The organism is Marinobacterium sp. xm-g-59 (assembly GCF_013283315.1).
Taxonomy (GTDB): domain Bacteria; phylum Pseudomonadota; class Gammaproteobacteria; order Pseudomonadales; family Balneatricaceae; genus Marinobacterium_E.
Map to the genome: position 1 here is coordinate 1 of NZ_WBYR01000005.1, position 18315 is coordinate 18315.

Here is an 18315-nt window from a genome sequence, read left to right on the forward strand (position 1 = left end):
TTCAACTGCGTTAACAACCTGCAATTTAAAGCCCAATGTGTAATCGCGTTGGGTACGCTTGCGCCTTGGTGTTATTGCCTTTTCCATAATAGGTCCTCAATGTGTAAACCTATTTCAGGACGGGACAGTGTCAAAGGCTAAAAAGCCAATGACGCTAGAGTCCTTATTGCCAAAAATCGTGCTAGCCCCCACCACTGCGGTGATGTTGGTCTGTATGTATGGCTTTATGATTTGGACCGGAGCGCTATCTTTTACCAAGAGTCGAATGTTGCCTCAGTGGGACTTTGTCGGCTTTGATCAATACGCCAAGCTGTTTGCCAACCCTCGTTGGGATGTGGCTCTGAATAACCTGGTAGTGTTTGGCGTTCTGTTTATCGCGGTCTCGTTACTGCTAGGTCTGTTCCTAGCGATCCTACTGGATCAAAAAATTCGTTTAGAGGGTACGCTGCGTACCATCTATCTCTACCCCATGGCGGTCTCGTTTGTGGTCACGGGTACGGCCTGGAAGTGGATCCTCAACCCAGGTCTAGGTCTTGAGAAACTGGTCCGTGATTTAGGCTTCGAGAACTTCGAGTTCCGCTGGCTGGTTGAGCAGGACATGGCGATCTACACCATCGTGATTGCAGCGGTATGGCAGTCGAGTGGTTTTGTTATGGCGATGTTCCTTGCGGGCCTTCGTGGTGTTGACGACAGCTTGATTAAAGCAGCTGAGATTGACGGCGCGAGCAAGATGAAAGCCTATTGGTATGTGATTCTGCCTATTCTGCGTCCGGTCTTCTTCAGTGCGATTGTCATTCTCTCTCACATTGCGATTAAGAGCTTCGACCTTGTTCAAGCGTTGACTGGCGGTGGTCCGGGTTACGCGTCTGACCTACCGGCTAACTTTATGTACACCTACGCCTTTAACCGAGCGCAGATGGGTGTGGGTGCCTCCAGTGCGATGATTATGTTGATGGGTGTGTTGGCGATTATTGTGCCGTACCTCTACTCAGAACTACGAGGTGGAAAAAATGGTCGCTAATCGTTCATTTAACTTAGGTCGTCTATTTATTTATGGCTGTCTGCTTGCGTTTGCGCTGTTCTACCTAGCGCCACTCTATGTGATGCTGACAACCTCGTTTAAAGACATCGAAGAGATTCGTAGCGGTAACCTACTGGCACTGCCACAGGATCCAACCCTTTACGCTTGGATCAAAGCGTGGAGCAGTGCGTGTACCGGTTCCGAGTGTCAGGGTCTAGCACCCTTTTTTATGAACAGTGTGAAGATCGTTGTTCCGGCCGTCATTCTGTCGACCGTGATCGGTGCGCTGAACGGCTACGTGCTCTCTAAATGGCGTTTCCGCGGCAGCGACCTAATGTTTGGTATGTTGCTGTTTGGCTGCTTCATTCCGTTTCAGGTGATTTTGCTACCGATGGCGCGTCTACTGGCTGAATTGGGCTTGGCCAACACAGTAACCGGTCTGGTTCTGGTGCATGTGATCTACGGGGTTGCGTTTACGACGCTCTTCTTCCGTAACTTCTATGTCTCTGTACCGACGGAGTTGGTGAAAGCGGCGCAACTGGATGGCGCAAGCTTCTTCCAGATTTTCCGCCACATCTTCTTGCCGGTATCTCTACCTATCTTCACGGTAACGATCATTTGGCAGTTTACCCAGATCTGGAACGACTTCCTATTTGGCGTGGTCTACTCAGGTCCGGGTACGCAGCCGATCACAGTGGCACTGAACAACCTAGTTAATACATCGATGGGCGGTAAAGAGTACAACGTCGATATGGCGGCTGCCGTGATTGCAGCGCTTCCCACTCTACTGGTCTACATCTTTGCAGGTAAATATTTTGTACGCGGCCTGACAGCTGGCGCGGTAAAAGGATAACTATTATGGGCTCTCTATTAATCGATAACGTCACTAAATCCTTTGGTGAAACAGACATCCTAAAAGGGATCAACATCGACATTCAGGATGGTGAATTCCTCATCCTGGTGGGTCCATCAGGCTGTGGTAAGTCGACGCTGATGAATATCATTGCGGGTCTTGAAGATGCGACCAGTGGTACGCTTGAGTTGGCGGGTAAGGATGTGACTTTGGCCTCGCCAAAAGATCGCGACATTGCGATGGTTTTCCAAAGCTACGCGCTCTACCCAACAATGAACGTTGCGCGCAACATCTCCTTTGGCCTTGAGATGCGTAAAGTCCCTAAAGAGGAGCGTGATCGCATCGTCAACGAGGTGGCTAAGCTGCTTCAGATCGATCACCTACTGGATCGTAAGCCGAGCCAGCTTTCGGGTGGTCAGCGTCAACGTGTTGCCATGGGCCGTGCCCTAGCGCGTTCGCCGCGGGTTTTCCTATTCGACGAGCCTCTGTCGAACTTGGATGCTAAGTTGCGTGTAGAGATGCGTACTGAAATCAAGAAGCTGCACAAGCGTCTTGGCACGACCATTGTTTACGTGACGCACGATCAGATCGAAGCGATGACTCTGGCTGATCGTATTGCCGTTATGAAAGATGGCATCGTGCAGCAGTTGGGTACTCCGGACGAGATCTACAACAACCCAGCCAATATGTTTGTCGCAGGATTCATGGGCTCGCCGCCGATGAACTTTATTGAGGTCGACATCAAAGAGGGGCAAGCGGTTGTTGAATCTGCGGGTGAAACTCATCACCTAAAACTACCATGTGCCGAGGCAATTGCTGCAAAAGGCCTTGATCGTGTGGTGTTGGGTATTCGTCCAGAGATGATTACCGAGCCTAAGCCGGCACCTGAAGATCAGGATTGGTTGCACAGCATGAAGCTGGACTTTGATGTTGTGGAGCCTATGGGGGCTGACACCATGGCAATTGGTCAATGGAACGGCATTGATGTTCACTCACGCCTTTCTCCTAAAGCGGGCATGACGGCAGGCGCTGGTACAGAGGTGCAGGTTAATACGGCGAAAGCGGTCGCGTTTGATATCCAAACCGGTGAGCGTATCTGCTAAACCTTGCCCTATATCTGTTGGAGCTTTCTCGAAGAGGAGGCGATGAGCGTTAAAGTATCGCGACCTTTGCAAGATCGCTCCAACGGTTCGTACAGTCTCTCGTTAACGCTTTTTGTTGGAGCCTTATCGTAGATGAGGCGATGAACGGTAAAGCATCGCGACCTTTGCAAGATCGCTCCAACAGTTCGTGCAGTCTCTCGTTAATGCTTTTTGTTGGAGCCTTATCGTAGATGAGGCGATGAACGGTAAAGCATCGCGACCTTTGCAAGATCGCTCCAACGGGGTAGTTAATTCGCCTCTATCTCTTTAAGCGCAGTCTCTAATTGGTCGAGATTCAAAGGCTTCGGCATCACTCGATCGGCCCCTTTCGCCAGCAGGTTGTCCGCCTCATTACCCACCGTGGCACCGGTAACCCCAATAATCGGAAGCGTTGCACCCCAGGACCTAAGCGTTTCGGTCAGTTCATAGCCATCCATTATCGGCATCATGATGTCAGTAATGATTAGGTCAAAGCTCTGCTTAGAGTAGGCGTCTAGGGCTAATTGACCGTTCTCTACATCAACCACCTCGGCACCCTCGCGTGTCAGTATGGTTTTGCCCAGCATTCTTAATGTGGCGGTATCTTCGACCAGTAGTATCTTTTTGCCTTTGATTGCATGCTCTTTTGCTGCTGCTGCTGCTGCTGCTTCTTCGTGTTTGGCCTGTTTGAGTGTGAAACTCAGGGTAAAGATGGCACCCCCTTCAGGGTTAGGGCTGAAGACCAAATCTCCATTAGATAAACTGCGTGCAAGTTCGCGACTGATATGCAGACCGAGACCGGTTCCGAACGCTTTAGTGTCGCCTCGTTCAAAGGCCTCAAAAAGTCGATCAACATCTTTGTCGGGAATGCCTTTGCCATTATCAATGATCTGCAATCGATATTCGGTTTCCTCTTCTAAAGTCTTATGACTTAGATCTAATGTGACCTGAGTGCCCTGACTGTGCACAATGGCATTTTTAGTCATATTAATAATGATTTGGCGAATCTGTTTTTTAAAACCAATATGATTCCCATCACTGTTGCCGCGCACCTGAATATCGACACCGTATTGATTGGCCGTGTAGTAGAGAGTGTGGCTAGCCTCTTTAATGATGCGATAGACCGAAAGTTGGGTCTCGACTCGACTCTCAGTGATTAATGATTTATCGGTGCCTACCCTCATATCATCCAGTACGTCGAGTAGGTGTTGGGACGTGGCATGTGCCTCTTCAACTCGCCGGTTTTGCCCATCTTGAAGTTGCAGCTCATTCAGTTGCATATTTAAGGCGGCAGCAGGGGTTCTTAATTCGTGTCCAATGATGGCAAACATCTTATCTTGCTGCTTTAGTGTTTTTGCAAGCGATGAGGAGGCTTGCATCGCTTGTTCTGAGGTCTCTTCAATCTGGTGAATGGCGCGCAACATAAACCGGAACATCAGTATTAAAAGAAACTGAGTCACCAATGCAAAGAGAATGGATAGCCCTGTTAGTTGATCGGTCCTATCATGTTCTGATGCCAATAAGCTTATATAGGTCTCTTCAGTAACATCATACAATTGCTCTATTTCGTCAAGGACCTCAGTTGCTTTTAAAAAGAGATCGAGATCGTAGTCTTTGGTTGGATCCCTCAACTCCATGAAACGGTATCGATCTAATCGCTCAAAATGCTCAACGATATGCTGTTCGATGATTTCAAAATCGAGTAATAATTCTGACGGGGAGCTACTTGCATTGGCCTGTTCGAAGGCTTCTAAGGTGTTTCGGGTGCTGCTAAGGATCTCCGTAACTCGACCTTTTGCAATGTAAAGATTATTGCGTGAGACCAGGCCAGAATTGGATAATCCCGTTATGCCGCGAACGACACCCATTTTTTCAATCAGATCGGGTAGGTGTACAAAGATGGTTCGGCCGGCTGTGTACGAGAGGGTGCCCTCTTCCAACTGTACTCCTGAATCACGGTAGATTTGAAAAAGCTCTTTTAACAGTTGCTCAGAATAGGCACTCTTTCTTAAAAAGATCTCGTAGTACTGTCCATCGACAGAGAGAATCTGATCGATTTCGGCGTCTGGGTAATCCATCGCTTCTAGCGCTTCGACTAGGTTAAAACTGGCGCTTTCGCAGAGCTGAATGAGCTCACTAGAGGGTGTGGGTTCAATTCGCGCCAGTGTGCAGAGCCCACGAAACTCACCCAGTCTGGTAATGCTGTTGCGATAGAGCTTCTGCTGTTGCGTCGCTCGATCATAAGCGAGATGTCTTTGGTGGTCTGAATAGAATCCTTGCAGCGTGATCCCTACCGCAAAAAAGAATAGACCTTGCATGGCGAGAATGACGACTTTCAGCCAGAGAGGGATGCGTTTAATGCTGTCGAGCATGTGGATCATTGAGAGCACTCATATTTTGTTTATCTATGCGAAGACAACACAACTTTCGCAATCAGTTAGAGTCAGCATAGACGGCTTTGTAGTAAAATCCAGTAAAGTCACAACTTTTTTATCTGTCACTAATGACAGTTTGTTTTTAGGGAACAGATATGGCGCAAAACTCCACCGTTTTTAAAATCTTTCTGCAAATTGCCGATATGGATCGCAACTACTACGTCGATCATTCGTTAACACTTGCCAGACACCCTTCAGAGACAGATGAGCGCATGATGATGCGCCTGTTAGCCTTTGTGATGAACGCGCAAGAGCGTCTGGAGTTTACCCGTGGCCTCTGTGAAGAGGATGAACCCGATCTATGGCTAAAGAGCTACGCTGATGAGATCGAACTCTGGTTAGAAGTGGGCTTGCCGAGTGAAAAGCGCTTGAAGAAGGCGTGCAACCGCTCACAAAAGACGGTTTTGATCACCTATGGCTCGGATCAGGCCTTCAACCCTTGGTGGGAAGGTGTAAAAAAGTTGGTCGCTAGCCAAAATAGTTTGATTATCTACCGCATCAACGAGGATCAAAGTGAGGCGTTAACCGCCTTGGCCGAGCGCGGTGCGCAAATCAGCGCGTCGATTACTGATGGGCAGATCTGGCTCAGTTCAGAGGCTGGCTCAGCGACCATTGATCCGCAACAGATCTACCCAGCCATTTAAAACTCGGCGGCATAAAAGCAACAGTGATTACTGCAGCTGTTGCACCAGATCGTTACAGGTCTGCAGCTCCTGCACAAAGGGTGAGTACTCAGTCGAGTTGACCACCGCTTTGATCGGCTTGTCATCATCGAATGTAATGACCAGCTCGCACTTCCCTTGGTTTGGGCTCTTATTGGGCATCATGTCTGAGTGGTAGGTCCAGACCCAAGTGTGTGGCCCCTCTTGTGCGATGGTACGCGGTTGTCCGAGCTGCATCTCGATGGTTGCTTTGTCCTTCTCAATAAGAAGGTCGCTGATCTCTTCGGTGGTTTTAAACCGAAGGTCCGGTGCTGTAGCACAAGCAGTGATACTGAGAGACGTGAGTATAAGGGCAGTGTGTCTAAACATGGTGATCTCCTTGAGCAGTAACATTAATCTCGTTTAGCCGTTTGCGGTAGGACAAAGGGCATGGATTCACTCGGTGTCCGATTCACTCGAACCGGCCACTGATAGGCGGTTGAAAGGTTGTCATCGGTTAACACGGCATCGGGCGACGCTTGGATCAGCAGTCGTCCTTTCTCAAACAGTGCAATGCTGTCCGAGAACATCGCGGCCAAGTTCAGGTCGTGCATGACGCAGATGACGCCACCGCCAGCGTTGGCATAGTCTCTAGCAAGTTGCATCACTTCGATTTGGTGGCCGATGTCCAAAGAGGAGACTGGCTCATCGAGCAGCAGCCAGTTGGCTTTACCATCGATCACAGGCTGCCAGACTTGTACCAGAATACGTGCCAGTTGAACGCGCTGTTTCTCACCGCCAGAGAGCTCTTGATAAAAACGTGATTCAAAGCCTTCTAAACCGACACGCTGGAGAGCCTGAAATGGACGTTCTGATCGGCGATCTAGGTCCGCCATCTGTACCACTTCCAACACAGTAAAGGGGAAAGCCAACTGGGTCGCTTGCGGTAGAATCGCGCGGCGTTTGGCGAGTGTTTGGTGTGAAAGATCAGCTAGGTTTTCGCCATCAAAATGAATCTCGCCTCGGTAATCAATTTCACCTGAGAGTGCCCTTAATAGGGTGGTTTTCCCCGATCCATTCGGTCCTGCAATCGAGACCAACTGCCCCGGTTCGGCGCGAAAATCGACCTTCGACAGTACCTCGGTTTGGTGGAATCCTACGCTGAGATCCTTGGTGATAATCATGATTAGAGATCCAGCAGATTACGATTACGCAGCAGCAGGTAGAGGAAGAATGGCCCACCCAATATCGCCATGACAATGCCGATGGGTAGCTCCGCCGGTGCAATCAGTGTACGACTGAGAATGTCGGCTAACATAAGAGCAATAGCGCCTAACAGTGCCGCGGCAGGCAGTAGATAGCGATGGTTTGGTCCTATGACCAGGCGCAGCAGGTGGGGCACGATGATGCCGACAAATCCGATCGCACCTGAAACGGCTACGGCGACCCCAACGGATAATCCAACCAGTAGGATAGCGGCTCGTTTAAGACGCTGCACCGAAACGCCTAAATGCATGGCAGCGGCTTCACCCAGCGCTAAACGGTTTAAGCCAGAAGCGAGTAACGGAGCTAACAGTAGCGAGATTAGCATCAACGGCCCAGCGACTTTCAGTGAGCTCCAACTAGCACCGGCAATGGAGCCAAGATTCCAGAAGGTTAGGTTACGCAACTGACTGTCGTTGGAGTAGTAGATCAACAATCCCGACAGTGCCGCAGCAAAGGCGCTGAGTGCTAAGCCAGCTAACAGCATCACGGCGACCGAGGTTCTGCCTTGACGCGTCGCGATCTTGTAGAGAATCAGCATACAGCCCCAGCCACCTAAGAAGGCCGCGATTGGGACCAGAAATCCACCGATACTATTTAAGAGTGAGATGGGTAACAGCCCACCTATGACAATGGCTGTCACGGCACCCAAACCTGCACCGGAGCTGACACCAATAAGACCTGGATCAGCCAAAGGGTTGCGGAACAGCCCCTGCATAATGGCACCCGAGACAGCTAAGCTAGCGCCGACCAATAGGCCCATGACTGTTCTGGGGGCGCGAATATCAAACAGGATGACCTGCTCTTGAATGCCGATGGCTTCGCCCTGCATTAACGCCCAAAGTGAGCTGGCGAGAGAAGTGTTTGATGAGCCAATGGTCAGGCTGAATAGGGCAACCAGGCACAGAGCCAACATCAATAGAGAGATGGTGAACTTTGCCTGTAAAGAGCGATCGCCCGTAGCCTGCATTAGCTCTTCTTAAGGCCGTAGATGTGAAGAGTTCGACCGGTCATCTCATAGCCGTGCTCTTTCGCGATCTCTTCGATGCGAGCGTTGATGATGGGGTCGTTAAACTCTTTAACTTCACCGGTTTTAACACAGACGATGTGATCGTGGTTGTCATCCGACGCCAGCTCAAAGACTGAGTGGCCGTTCTCAAAACGGTGACGCATAACAAGACCGGCCGCTTCAAACTGAGTCAGAACACGGTAGATCGTGGCTAAACCTATCTCTTCGCCCTGAAGCATGAGGTGCTTGTAGATGTCTTCAGCACTCCAATGGTCATTCTCATTGGCATCTTCGAGTAGCTGGTAAATCTTGATGCGCGGAAGAGTCGCTTTGAGTCCCGCTTTTTTAAGTTCTTGGTTGCTTGAAGACATAGTTGTTCTCGTCAATGTTTACTGTTCAGACGCTAAGAGACATCTTAGCGGGCCTCGTTTTTAGGTTCAATTTTACCTAGGTCATCCGTGACTAAAAATCGGTGTTGTTTCAATGCTAGATAGACCGTATCACCCACGCTGGGGGCTTGAACTGCATGACAGGTCACCGCAAGTGACTGGCCATCCTCCAAGAGCACACTCAATAGAGATTGCCCACCACGAAAACGCTTGGATTCTACCTGTGCGCTAACCTCGCTCTGTTCAACAATCTCGACATCATCCGGTCGTATAAATAGCTCTTTATTGTAGGGTGCCTCACTCACCTCGGTGGTTGAGCGGCTCTGGCCAAACAGAGAGTTCACATGCTGGGTATCGACGTACTCTGCTTTTATGAACTCACCTTCGCCGATGAATTCAGCTACAAACCGGCTTTTCGGCTCGTAATAGATCGCTTCAGGCAGGCTGATCTGTTCCAGCTTGCCTTGATTCATAACCGCAACGCGATCTGCAAAAGCAAAGGCCTCTGCCTGATCGTGTGACACCATCAGCGTGGTAATTTGCTCTTGCTTTAGTAGCTCGGCAATTTCCGGAATGAGCTCATCTCGCAGTGCGGCGTCCAAGCCAGAAAAGGGCTCATCGAGTAGCAGTAGATCGGGTTTGGGTGCCAGTGCTCTCGCTAAGGCGACACGTTGCTGTTGTCCACCTGATAGCTCATGTGGGTAACGACCGCCCATGCCTTGTAGGCCGATCATTGTAAGTAACTGCTCACTTCGGGCTTTAGCCTGTTGTCTTGACCACTCAAACAGTCCGAACTCAATGTTTTCCCTGACGCTAAGATGGGGAAACAGAGCGATGTCCTGAAACACCATACCGATGTTGCGCTGTTCCGGCGGGAGTTGAGACTTTCCATCATCCAGACGTTTTGTGCCCAGCATGATGCTGCCGCTAGAGAGCGCGTGAAATCCTGCAATGCAACGCAGTAGCGAAGATTTGCCACAGCCACTGGGCCCCAACAGGCAGATGAGTTCGCCCTGTTGAATGTTCAGTGTGACCCCATTCACAACCGACAGATCAGCATACCCGGCATAAGCATTCTCAATACTTAGGTGTGTAGATGTCGGTATGTTTGACTCAATACTCATAGAGTTCCTTAGTGCTTGTGGCGGCTTATGGCACGATTCAACAACAAAACTGGGACTAGCCCAACGGCAACGATCATTAATGAGGGTGGTGCCGCCTCGATAAGCTGTTCATCCGAAGCCAGCTCAAAGGCGCGAACGGCCAGGGTGTTAAAGTCGAACGGGCGCAGCATTAACGTAGCCGGCAGCTCTTTGAGGACGTCAACAAAGACCACCAGTAGTGCAGTTAGAAGACTGCTCTTCATTAAGGGCGCATGGATTTGTCGCAACACTTGAAAGGGGGATCGTCCCATCCCTTTGGCCGCTTCATCCAGGCTAGGGCTAATTTGCCCCAAGCCAGACTGCACACTGCCAAGCGCGACGGCTAAAAAGCGCACGGTGTAGGCGATCAACAGGGCAAACAGAGTGCCACTGAAGATCAACCCGCTCATACCTAAGCCGAAGCGTTCGGAGAGAGCAAGCAGACTCTGATCCACAAACACTAAAGGTGCTAAGACCCCAATGGCAATAATGGTACCCGGCAGTGCGTAGCCCAGTGCGGCGAACTGTGTGGCCTGTTTCACCAATGAGCCACTGTTAAAGCGTTGGGTGTACGCCAGCAGCGTGGCCAGAATAAGGGCGATTAGCGCTGCAAGACCTGCCAAATAGAAAGAGTTCCAAGAGAGGCTGAGGAAGTCACTCCAGGGCATTTGCGCATCAAACACCGACCAAGAGAGCAGTTGACCGGCCGGCAACAAGAAGCCAAAGAAAAATGGAATAAAGCAGGCGAGAGCGGCTAGCCAAGCGCGTCCACCTTTAAGCTGAATTCGGCTAGCCATCGCTCGAGATCCTGCTCGTACGTTGTAGCTTAGTTTGCGTCGTGAATAGCGCTCGACAAAGATCAACGTCGCCACGAACACTAGCAGCAGACTGGCTAACTGTGCCGCACCATTGGCATCACCAAAGCCATAGAAGGTTCTAAAGATACCTGTTGAGAAGGTTGGAATACCAAAATATTGCACCGTACCGTAATCGGCCAATGTCTCCATTAGGGATAGGCTGACACCGGCAATGATGGCGGGTCTTGCCATAGGAATAGCGACTTTTAAAAAGGCTCTAAAGGGTGAGTAACCAAGATTGCGAGAGGCTTCAAAGCTAACGGCTGACTGCTCAAGGAAGGTCGCGCGTGCCATGAGGTAGACGTAGGGATAGAGCACCAACACCAACATAGCAATGGCACCGCTATGCGATCGAATCTCCCAGAACCAGTAGTCACCATAGCCCCAGCCGGTCAGTTCACGCAGCAGGGTTTGTACTGGGCCGGCAAAGTCGAGCATACCGGTATAGGTATAGGCGATGACATAGGCGGGCATGGCTAAGGGCAAAAGCATTCCCCAATCGAGCCAGCGACGGCCGGGGAAGTCACACATCGCAGCCAACCAGGCAGCCGGTACTCCCATAATGACGGTGCCGATACCGACACCGGCCATCAGGATTAAAGAGTTGAGAACGTAGTCGGCGAGGACGGTATCAAGAAGGTGAGAGAAGACCTCAGATCCAGCAAATAGGGACTGACTAACAACGGTTAGAATGGGAAGGGCAACCAGACCGGCGATCGATAAGGCTACCCAATTTGCACGGATACTATTGATAGTTAACTCTCATCTGTTTTACTTCCAGCCGGCACGATCCATTAGGCGAAGCGCCTCTTGGTTCAGTTCGCCAAGTTTAGACAGTGCAACGTTATCGCTCTTCGCAGTGCCAAAGGCTTTTAGGACGTCTGATGACTCAACACCCGCTACGACGGGGTACTCATTGTTGACCTCAGCGTACCACTCTTGGGCTTCCTGACTCACCATGTACTCAAGTAGGGCAACGGCTTCGTCACGATTCTTAGATGACGCCGTCAATGCAGCACCACTGATGTTGAAGTGGGTACCGCGATCGTTCTGATTGGGCCAGAATACCGCTAGCTGATCAGCAACCGCATTGTCACTCGCTTTATCAGAGCGAACTAAACGCGCTAGGTAGTAGGTGTTGGCGATCGCGATGTCACAGACGCCCGCGGCGGCCGCTTTCAGCTGGTCAGTATCACCGCCAGCCGGTGGACGAGCGAAGTTAGCTACAAGCCCTTCAACCCAAGCTTCCGTTGCTTCAACGCCGTTAGCAGCAATCGCAGAGGCAATCAGTGACTGGTTGTAGACGTTGCTTGAAGAGCGAATACAGATACGCCCTTTCCACTGCTCATCGGTTAGCGCTTCGTAGGTACTGAGTTTTTCTGGGTTAACGCGATCTTTGGCATAGATGATCGGGCGAGCACGACTGGTCATACCAAACCAGTGGTTGTCGCTGTCGCGCAGGTTGGTTGGAATCGCCTCGTTCAATGCAGCGGATTGAACCGACTGAGTGAGGCCCATCTCTTTCGCACGGTGAAGACGTGCAACGTCTGCGGTGATCAGTAGATCCGCAGGGGAGGCGCCACCTTCCATCTTCAAACGGCTTAACAGTGCATCATCTTTACCCGTGAGCAGGTGAACTTCGATACCTGTCTTTTCGGTAAACTGATTCAGTAAGGGTTGAATCAGTGCCTCTTTACGTGATGAATAGAGGTTAATGTCAGCGACGGCAGTGGTTGTAAAACAGAGTGCTGCAACCGCGCTAATACGACGAATCCACATGTTTGTTTCTCCTTGAGGTGCGAATTATAAACCGGCCTTACTCATTCCTTAAATAAGAGCCTTAGAACATTTGAGAATTATTACTACTCATTTATTGAAGTAATGATGCGATTCTACATGAGAATCATTTGCATTTGCAATAAGGGTTTGCAAATAGATTTTGACATCGTCCCGCTCTTAAGTAGGCTGTCCCTTGTCGTTAATCATAAGAGTCGCCACCATGAGCGTTGTTCAGTTTCACGAATACCCCACCCAAGATGGTTATAAGCTGTTAGAGATCTCCCTTAATGCTGAGAAATCACTCAATGCTTTGACGTTGGAGATGATTCAGCTGATCGAGCCTCGTCTAAATCAGGCGGCAAAGGATGACAGAATCAAAGCGGTGTTGTTAACTAGTGTCGGCGAAAAGGCCTTTTGTGCCGGCGGGGATGTGGTTAGCCTCTACCGCTCGATTACCTCAGGCGATAACCCCAGCTTCCCGACAGAATACTTCACACACGAGTACCGTCTGGACTACCGCATTCACACCTTTCCTAAACCGATTATCTGTTGGGGCAGTGGCATAGTGATGGGCGGTGGTATGGGGCTGATGAACGGCTGTAGCCACCGCATCGTGACAGAGACGTCACACATGGCGATGCCAGAGGTGACGATTGGGCTCTTCCCCGATGTGGGTGGTTCATTCTTTTTGAACAGGATGCCGGGTCGCACAGGACTCTTCTTGGGTTTAACGGGTAACCCTATCTTTGCGGCGGATGCGTTGTTCTTAGGGTTAGCGGATCGCTTTATTGAATCGACGCGATACACTGAGATGGTGACTGGCCTGCAATCAGCCGATTGGAACAGTGATAGTATTCAGACAGTCAACCAGACACTTCGTCAGTTAGAGCAGCAGTCGCAAGCGGCGTTTCGACAAGAGTCACCGATTCAAGATCATTATGACTTCATTCAATCGGTGACTGATCAGGATGACTTAACTCAGTTGATGCACGCAATGGCCAACATTGAGAGTGACGATCCATGGATTCAACGATCACATAAGGCGATCACTCACGGGTCGCCTCTTTCGGTTCATTTAATTGCTGAGCAGTTGAAACGTACTCGTCATCTCTCCCTAAAAGAGGTGTTTATGTCTGAGCTAGTGTTGGCCGTGCAGTGTTGCCAGCATCCGGAATTTCCCGAGGGTGTTCGCGCTCTTTTAGTGGATAAAGATCGTAAACCGAATTGGATGTTTAAGTCGGTTGATACTGTGGAGTCAGCCGTTGTTGAAGCGTTCTTTGAATCGCCATGGCCGGTGAATCCGCTGGCTGATCTTTAAGACTCACAGACGATAGGGTATCAATGCAGGATAAGATGCTGGTTATCCTGCATTGAACTCGGCCATTATTGGTTGGCTTTGCGCTGAGCTTCGCGTTTGGCTTTTTTCTCTTGGCGACGCTGTTCGAAATCGTGCACAGCGTCTTTACCCAAGTGGTGTTCGCCACGCGCCTTTGCTAATTCGAGCTGGTGCTGGCGCTCTTGAAAACGTTTGCGCTGTTTGTCAGTTACTTTGTCGAAGCAGTGGTGACAGCTTAACCCCTCTTGGAAGTGCTCATTCTGACGATCTTCAGCGGATAGCGGCATACGACAGGCGTGACAGAGCTGGTAGTCACCGGGCTCTAAACCGTGTCCAACCGATACACGGTTGTCGAAGACGAAACATTCACCATCCCACATCGAGTTATCGGCAGGTACCTCTTCAAGGTATTTAAGAATGCCGCCCTCTAGGTGGTAGACCTCATCAAAGCCTTGTTCACGAAGAAACGCGGTCGACTTCTCACAACGGATACCGCCAGTACAGAACATGGCGACTTTTTTATGCTTACTTGGATCTAGCTGCTCTTTAACGTAGCTAGGGAAGTCACGGAAGGTGTCGGTATGAGGGTTGATCGCCCCTTTAAACGTACCGATATCCACTTCGTAGTCATTACGTGTGTCGACCAACAGTACTTCTGGATCGGAAATCAGATCATTCCACTCGTTAGGTTTGACATAGGTGCCGACGGTTTTCAGTGGATCTATGCCTTCAACACCCATGGTGACTATTTCACGTTTCAGTTTTACCTTGGTGCGGTAGAAAGGTTGCTCATCAAAGAACGACTCTTTGGAACTGACTTGATCCAGCGGTGGGTGCTCTTTAAACCATGCGTAGAGCGCATCGATCGCTTCACGGCTACCAGAGACCGTGCCGTTGATACCCTCTTTAGCCAGAATTAATGTGCCGCGAATATCTTGCTCGTTCAGGAACTCCAGCAGTGGCTGACGCAGTGCTTCACACTCCTCAAAGCGAACAAATTGATAGAGTGCGGATACAACGATATTGGCCATAATCTCCCCGGCGTAATCTGGATGGTTGAAAACCGCGCAATTTTACCAGATAAGGCATTGAGGTTTATAGAGTAGAGTTTTCAAGCTTGAAAAACGTTAGAATAGCGGGTGTCAGATAAACAACTTTTTTGGGGCTTAGGTAGTGGCAGATAGAGAGATGATCGGTTTTATTGGGCTTGGCGTTATGGGTAAAAACTTGGTGCTCAACCTCGTTGATAATGGTTACCAAATCGCAGCCTTTGATCTGGATGCCCAAAAAGTAGATGACGCGATCGCTCAAGCGGCTGCTGAAGTTCCGGATCGTCCTCAACCGATTCAAGCCTGTTCATCACTCAGTGAGCTGTTAGCGGCTTTGCCATCACCAAGAACCATTTTTGTCTCTGTGCCAGCAGGTGATCCTGTCGATGCGGTCTGCCGTCAGCTGATTGATGCTGGCGTTGAAGTCGACGATATCGTTGTGGATACCGGAAACTCACTCTGGACCGACACTCGTGATCGTGAATTGAACTATAAAGAGCAGTTTACCTTCTTCTCTACAGCGGTATCGGGTGGTGAAGTCGGTGCTCGCTTTGGACCCTCTTTAATGCCATCTGGCGATCAAAAAGCTTGGTCACGTTTACGCCCTATTATGGAGGCGATCGCAGCGAAAGTGGATGCAACCACAGGACTCCCCATTGAGCGTCGTGAGCCCGGTAATCCAGTCACTGAGGGTGAGCCTTGTGCGACGTACATTGGCGATTCTGGTGCAGGCCACTACGTAAAAATGGTTCATAACGGCATCGAGTATGCCGACATGCAGTTGATCTGTGAGGTCTACCACTTCATGCGGTACGCCATGCAGATGGCTCCCTCCGAGATCGCTTGTGTATTCCGAGAATGGAGTCGTGGCCCACTGCACTCCTACTTGATCGAAATCAGTGCTGAAGTTCTGGATCAAGAGGATCAGTTTACCGGCCTGCCGTTGGTCGATGTCATTCTTGATAAAGCGGGTCAAAAGGGTACCGGTTTATGGACCGCGGTTAGTGCCCTTCAGCTAGGTACACCTGCGCCAACGCTGACCAATGCAGTCTTTGCTCGCTCGCTATCCACCCTTAAATCGATTCGCGTTGAAGCGTCTAAAGTTCTGCCTGGGCCAATAGATTACACCCTAGAAACGCCAAAAGAGCAGTTAATCGAACAGCTACATGATGCACTCTACTGTGCAAAAATTTGTGCCTACGCACAGGGTTATCATCTAATGCAGATGGCAGCAAAAGAGCAGGGTTGGGCGCTCGATTTATCCGCCATCTCAAGAATTTGGCGTGCCGGGTGTATTATTCGTGCAGCGTTTCTTCAGCCGATCTCAGCAGCCTTTCAGCGTAATAAGGATCTGCCCAGCCTGCTAATGGATCCGTTTTTCTCTGAAAAGCTGGCTAAACATCAGCATAATTGGCGCGCGATTGTGGCGCAATCTGCTCTAGCGGGTGTGCCTGCTGGGGCGATCAGCTCTGCATTGGGTTACTACGACTCATTCCGAACCGAAGTGCTGCCTGCCAATCTACTGCAAGGGCAGCGTGATTACTTTGGTGCGCATACATTTGAGCGAACAGATCGTGATGATGGCAAATACCACGTGCGTTGGAGTGAGCCGGGTAGGCCGATGGAGAAGGTGTAAATACCTACTCCCCAGGTTGAGGGCCTTCGTAGCCCTCGACAACCACTAGATCAGCAATGCCTGCATGTTCACGTAGCGCTTTAGCATTTTGGTAGCCAGAGGAGTGGTAGCAATTCAACGCCTGTTGGTAACTCGGGAACTCAATGATCACATGGCGTGATCGTACGCTCCCTTCAACCTGTTGGTTATCGCCTGCACGGACTAAAAATTTAGCCCCATACTGTTTAAATGGCTCAGTATTAGCGGCCTGATAGAGTTTGTAACCCTCTGGGTCTGAGATATCGACATGAGCCATCCAGTAACCTTTAGCCATGGTGTTTTACCCTTTTGAATTTAATGATAACTAGACTAACCTCAGAACAGTCACTGCTCAAGATGCTGTATTTAGGCTGGGTTGATATCCTTCTTAAAACGTCTAGTGTTGATAAAGGTTAGGATTAGAATAGCCGTTGCAACGCCTAGCATCGGCCATTCAGCATTCAACAGATGAGTGGCCATGGCACCTATCATCACGCAGTTGAGCCCTACTGATGTGATGAATCGAAGCCGCTTAACCCAAATAACTAAGCCTCCGATCACTTCGACGACACCGGTGAAATACATAAACCAGAGCGGGTAACCCCAGCGATCAAAAGCTTCTAATTCAAACTCCAGACCCAGCAGCTTAGCACTGCCTGATGCAACGAAGATGAGGGTGATTAACGGGGTGATTATCTTATCCATCTGTTTCCCTTTAGGTGGGTGAGTATGGATTAAGTGTAGTTGAGGATTTTGGGTGTGGGGCGGGATTTTTATGGGAATGTGTGGCGGGTGTGACTCGGGCCATCCTTGGCCTTCACCCCTTTGGGGCAACACTTTGTGTTGTCCAAAACTATATCCTTGTAGTTTTGTGATTCGGGTAAGCCGATTGTGGCTTTAAAGTAAGTGACGGGTTGGACTCGGGCCATCCTTGGCCCTCGGTCCTTCGGACCTGACTAAAGTCAGTCCAAAATTGGCCTCCTGCAATTTTGTCGAACCCGCTCCGCGGGCTCTGTAACCCGCCACAAAAATTAAAAAGGGCCACTCCCTTCGGGGTGACCCTTTTTAATTTTGTTTGGTGGAGGTGGCGTAACCCTGCACCAAACCGCATGATATCAGCGCTTGATGCGTTTTGTAAACCGCTGATTATTCTGGATAAATAAATTATAAATATGTATACATATACAGTTGCTTGGGTGTTGCTGAGGGCTCTGTTTGGTGATTTGAATTCGAACTCAAAAACAGGATTCGAACCCGCGTCCGTTTGGCATTAATCTCCTTGCTATTCCCTCTGCGTTGAGCGTCTATAGACGAGGTCAAAATGATTTCAGGAGTGGTTAGTGAATATAGATATCGATGACGATTTGATGGATGGGCTTGTCCTTGCCGCTCTCAAACGAGACTACGCCATTAATTTAGAGGAGCCCTATTTTGAGCAACCGGTCGAACAAACACCCGGCTGGGTCATCGATGATCGAATCGCCTTGATTGAAGCTCTGTATCTGCTGCTCCGGTATCGAATGAGTCTCAGAGATTTTACTGATTTTATGACGGAAACGCGGATTGCTTACTACAAGTGGGCAGATACAGTGAAGACTCCTCGCCAGAAAAGTTTAAACGCCGTGGATGAGCCAGATCGTCAGGCACAAGAGTCAGGGGATTAGAATCCCGACTAGATTCGCTGTGATGCTCAAATTGTCCTGCTCTTTTCAGATAGCAGGCAAGCCTAGCCAGCGAAGACCCGCTTTGTAATTGAGGTGGATCTG

At 49.9% G+C, this 18315-nt stretch carries 18 protein-coding genes; 7 read left to right on the forward strand and 11 right to left on the reverse strand.

The window, feature by feature from the left end; translation table 11 throughout:
* Positions 1–148: 148 nt before the first annotated feature.
* Genes XMG59_RS07195 through XMG59_RS07205 form a run of 3 tightly spaced genes read left to right on the forward strand, consistent with a single transcriptional unit; the run spans position 149 to position 2977 of the window.
* On the forward strand, positions 149–1021 hold the full coding sequence (locus XMG59_RS07195; protein WP_173498518.1) for a carbohydrate ABC transporter permease: 873 nt from the start codon (positions 149–151) through the stop codon (positions 1019–1021).
* Positions 1011–1874 (forward strand): carbohydrate ABC transporter permease, encoded by an 864-nt coding sequence (locus XMG59_RS07200; RefSeq protein WP_173480159.1) that lies wholly within the window; start codon positions 1011–1013, stop codon positions 1872–1874. Before XMG59_RS07195 ends, XMG59_RS07200 begins: the two co-directional genes overlap by 11 nt.
* 5 nt (positions 1875–1879) lie before the next feature.
* Positions 1880–2977: an ABC transporter ATP-binding protein gene (locus XMG59_RS07205; RefSeq protein ID WP_173480160.1), complete on the forward strand. Its 1098-nt coding sequence runs from the start codon at positions 1880–1882 to the stop codon at positions 2975–2977.
* 287 nt (positions 2978–3264) lie between these two features.
* Here the strand turns inward: XMG59_RS07205 and XMG59_RS07210 are convergent, their stop codons facing one another.
* Positions 3265–5376 carry a hybrid sensor histidine kinase/response regulator gene (locus XMG59_RS07210; RefSeq protein WP_173498449.1) on the reverse strand — a complete coding sequence of 704 codons (2112 nt, stop codon included), beginning with the start codon at positions 5374–5376 and terminating at the stop codon, positions 3265–3267.
* 149 nt (positions 5377–5525) lie between these two features.
* Here XMG59_RS07210 and XMG59_RS07215 point away from each other — a divergent pair, with 149 nt between their 5' ends.
* Positions 5526–6074, forward strand: coding sequence for a YaeQ family protein (locus tag XMG59_RS07215; RefSeq protein WP_173489020.1), 549 nt, complete (start codon positions 5526–5528; stop codon positions 6072–6074).
* Between the two features lie 27 nt (positions 6075–6101).
* Here the strand turns inward: XMG59_RS07215 and XMG59_RS07220 are convergent, their stop codons facing one another.
* The 7 genes from XMG59_RS07220 to XMG59_RS07250 all read right to left on the reverse strand — a co-directional run bounded on the left by XMG59_RS07220 (position 6102) and on the right by XMG59_RS07250 (position 12510).
* On the reverse strand, positions 6102–6461 hold the full coding sequence (locus XMG59_RS07220) for an outer membrane protein assembly factor BamE (RefSeq protein WP_173495647.1): 360 nt from the start codon (positions 6459–6461) through the stop codon (positions 6102–6104).
* 23 nt (positions 6462–6484) lie between these two features.
* Entirely contained in the window at positions 6485–7255 is a 771-nt protein-coding gene (locus XMG59_RS07225; RefSeq protein WP_173498450.1) for a heme ABC transporter ATP-binding protein, read from the reverse strand.
* A gap of 2 nt (positions 7256–7257) precedes the next feature.
* Positions 7258–8304, reverse strand: a complete 1047-nt coding sequence (locus XMG59_RS07230) for an iron ABC transporter permease (RefSeq protein WP_173480166.1) — start codon at positions 8302–8304, stop codon at positions 7258–7260.
* The gene (gene fur / locus XMG59_RS07235; RefSeq protein ID WP_173480167.1) at positions 8304–8714 is read right to left on the reverse strand and encodes a ferric iron uptake transcriptional regulator; all 411 of its coding nucleotides are present in this window, start codon (positions 8712–8714) and stop codon (positions 8304–8306) included. The genes XMG59_RS07230 and fur overlap by 1 nt, the downstream gene beginning before the upstream one ends.
* A 44-nt stretch (positions 8715–8758) precedes the next feature.
* Positions 8759–9856, reverse strand: coding sequence for an ABC transporter ATP-binding protein (locus XMG59_RS07240; protein WP_173484464.1), 1098 nt, complete (start codon positions 9854–9856; stop codon positions 8759–8761).
* A gap of 8 nt (positions 9857–9864) precedes the next feature.
* Positions 9865–11322 (reverse strand): ABC transporter permease, encoded by a 1458-nt coding sequence (locus XMG59_RS07245; RefSeq protein WP_371743737.1) that lies wholly within the window; start codon positions 11320–11322, stop codon positions 9865–9867.
* A gap of 180 nt (positions 11323–11502) precedes the next feature.
* The gene (locus XMG59_RS07250; RefSeq protein WP_173498451.1) at positions 11503–12510 is read right to left on the reverse strand and encodes a Fe(3+) ABC transporter substrate-binding protein; all 1008 of its coding nucleotides are present in this window, start codon (positions 12508–12510) and stop codon (positions 11503–11505) included.
* 220 nt (positions 12511–12730) lie between these two features.
* Between XMG59_RS07250 and XMG59_RS07255 the strand changes: the two genes are divergently transcribed.
* On the forward strand, positions 12731–13828 hold the full coding sequence (locus XMG59_RS07255; RefSeq protein WP_173482749.1) for an enoyl-CoA hydratase/isomerase family protein: 1098 nt from the start codon (positions 12731–12733) through the stop codon (positions 13826–13828).
* 65 nt (positions 13829–13893) lie between these two features.
* Here XMG59_RS07255 and XMG59_RS07260 read toward each other — a convergent pair whose 3' ends face one another.
* Positions 13894–14877 (reverse strand): rhodanese-related sulfurtransferase, encoded by a 984-nt coding sequence (locus tag XMG59_RS07260; RefSeq protein WP_173498452.1) that lies wholly within the window; start codon positions 14875–14877, stop codon positions 13894–13896.
* Between the two features lie 142 nt (positions 14878–15019).
* Here XMG59_RS07260 and gndA point away from each other — a divergent pair, with 142 nt between their 5' ends.
* Positions 15020–16531: an NADP-dependent phosphogluconate dehydrogenase gene (gndA, locus tag XMG59_RS07265; RefSeq protein WP_371743738.1), complete on the forward strand. Its 1512-nt coding sequence runs from the start codon at positions 15020–15022 to the stop codon at positions 16529–16531.
* A gap of 4 nt (positions 16532–16535) precedes the next feature.
* Here gndA and XMG59_RS07270 read toward each other — a convergent pair whose 3' ends face one another.
* Both XMG59_RS07270 and XMG59_RS07275 read right to left on the reverse strand, forming a co-directional pair.
* The gene (locus XMG59_RS07270; protein ID WP_173482747.1) at positions 16536–16844 is read right to left on the reverse strand and encodes a DUF1330 domain-containing protein; all 309 of its coding nucleotides are present in this window, start codon (positions 16842–16844) and stop codon (positions 16536–16538) included.
* A gap of 71 nt (positions 16845–16915) precedes the next feature.
* A complete protein-coding gene (locus XMG59_RS07275; protein WP_173489026.1) occupies positions 16916–17254 on the reverse strand; it encodes a DoxX family protein in 339 nt (112 codons plus the stop codon).
* A 635-nt stretch (positions 17255–17889) separates the two neighbouring features.
* Here XMG59_RS07275 and XMG59_RS07280 point away from each other — a divergent pair.
* Complete coding sequence (locus XMG59_RS07280) at positions 17890–18213, forward strand: hypothetical protein (protein WP_173480174.1); 324 nt, start codon at positions 17890–17892, stop codon at positions 18211–18213.
* The last annotated feature ends 102 nt before the right edge of the window (positions 18214–18315 follow it).

Coding starts and splice junctions, on each gene's coding strand:
- fur (WP_173480167.1), bottom strand. CDS start 8,714: ATGTCTTCAAGCAACCAAGAACTTAAAAAAGCGGGACTCAAAGCGACT.
- XMG59_RS07270 (WP_173482747.1), bottom strand. CDS start 16,844: ATGGCTAAAGGTTACTGGATGGCTCATGTCGATATCTCAGACCCAGAG.
- XMG59_RS07275 (WP_173489026.1), bottom strand. CDS start 17,254: ATGGATAAGATAATCACCCCGTTAATCACCCTCATCTTCGTTGCATCA.
- XMG59_RS07195 (WP_173498518.1), top strand. CDS start 149: ATGACGCTAGAGTCCTTATTGCCAAAAATCGTGCTAGCCCCCACCACT.
- XMG59_RS07255 (WP_173482749.1), top strand. CDS start 12,731: ATGAGCGTTGTTCAGTTTCACGAATACCCCACCCAAGATGGTTATAAG.
- XMG59_RS07210 (WP_173498449.1), bottom strand. CDS start 5,376: ATGATCCACATGCTCGACAGCATTAAACGCATCCCTCTCTGGCTGAAA.
- XMG59_RS07250 (WP_173498451.1), bottom strand. CDS start 12,510: ATGTGGATTCGTCGTATTAGCGCGGTTGCAGCACTCTGTTTTACAACC.
- XMG59_RS07245 (WP_371743737.1), bottom strand. CDS start 11,322: ATGGCCGGTGTCGGTATCGGCACCGTCATTATGGGAGTACCGGCTGCC.
- XMG59_RS07220 (WP_173495647.1), bottom strand. CDS start 6,461: ATGTTTAGACACACTGCCCTTATACTCACGTCTCTCAGTATCACTGCT.
- XMG59_RS07225 (WP_173498450.1), bottom strand. CDS start 7,255: ATGATTATCACCAAGGATCTCAGCGTAGGATTCCACCAAACCGAGGTA.
- XMG59_RS07230 (WP_173480166.1), bottom strand. CDS start 8,304: ATGCAGGCTACGGGCGATCGCTCTTTACAGGCAAAGTTCACCATCTCT.
- XMG59_RS07205 (WP_173480160.1), top strand. CDS start 1,880: ATGGGCTCTCTATTAATCGATAACGTCACTAAATCCTTTGGTGAAACA.
- XMG59_RS07240 (WP_173484464.1), bottom strand. CDS start 9,856: ATGAGTATTGAGTCAAACATACCGACATCTACACACCTAAGTATTGAG.
- XMG59_RS07260 (WP_173498452.1), bottom strand. CDS start 14,877: ATGGCCAATATCGTTGTATCCGCACTCTATCAATTTGTTCGCTTTGAG.
- XMG59_RS07200 (WP_173480159.1), top strand. CDS start 1,011: ATGGTCGCTAATCGTTCATTTAACTTAGGTCGTCTATTTATTTATGGC.
- XMG59_RS07215 (WP_173489020.1), top strand. CDS start 5,526: ATGGCGCAAAACTCCACCGTTTTTAAAATCTTTCTGCAAATTGCCGAT.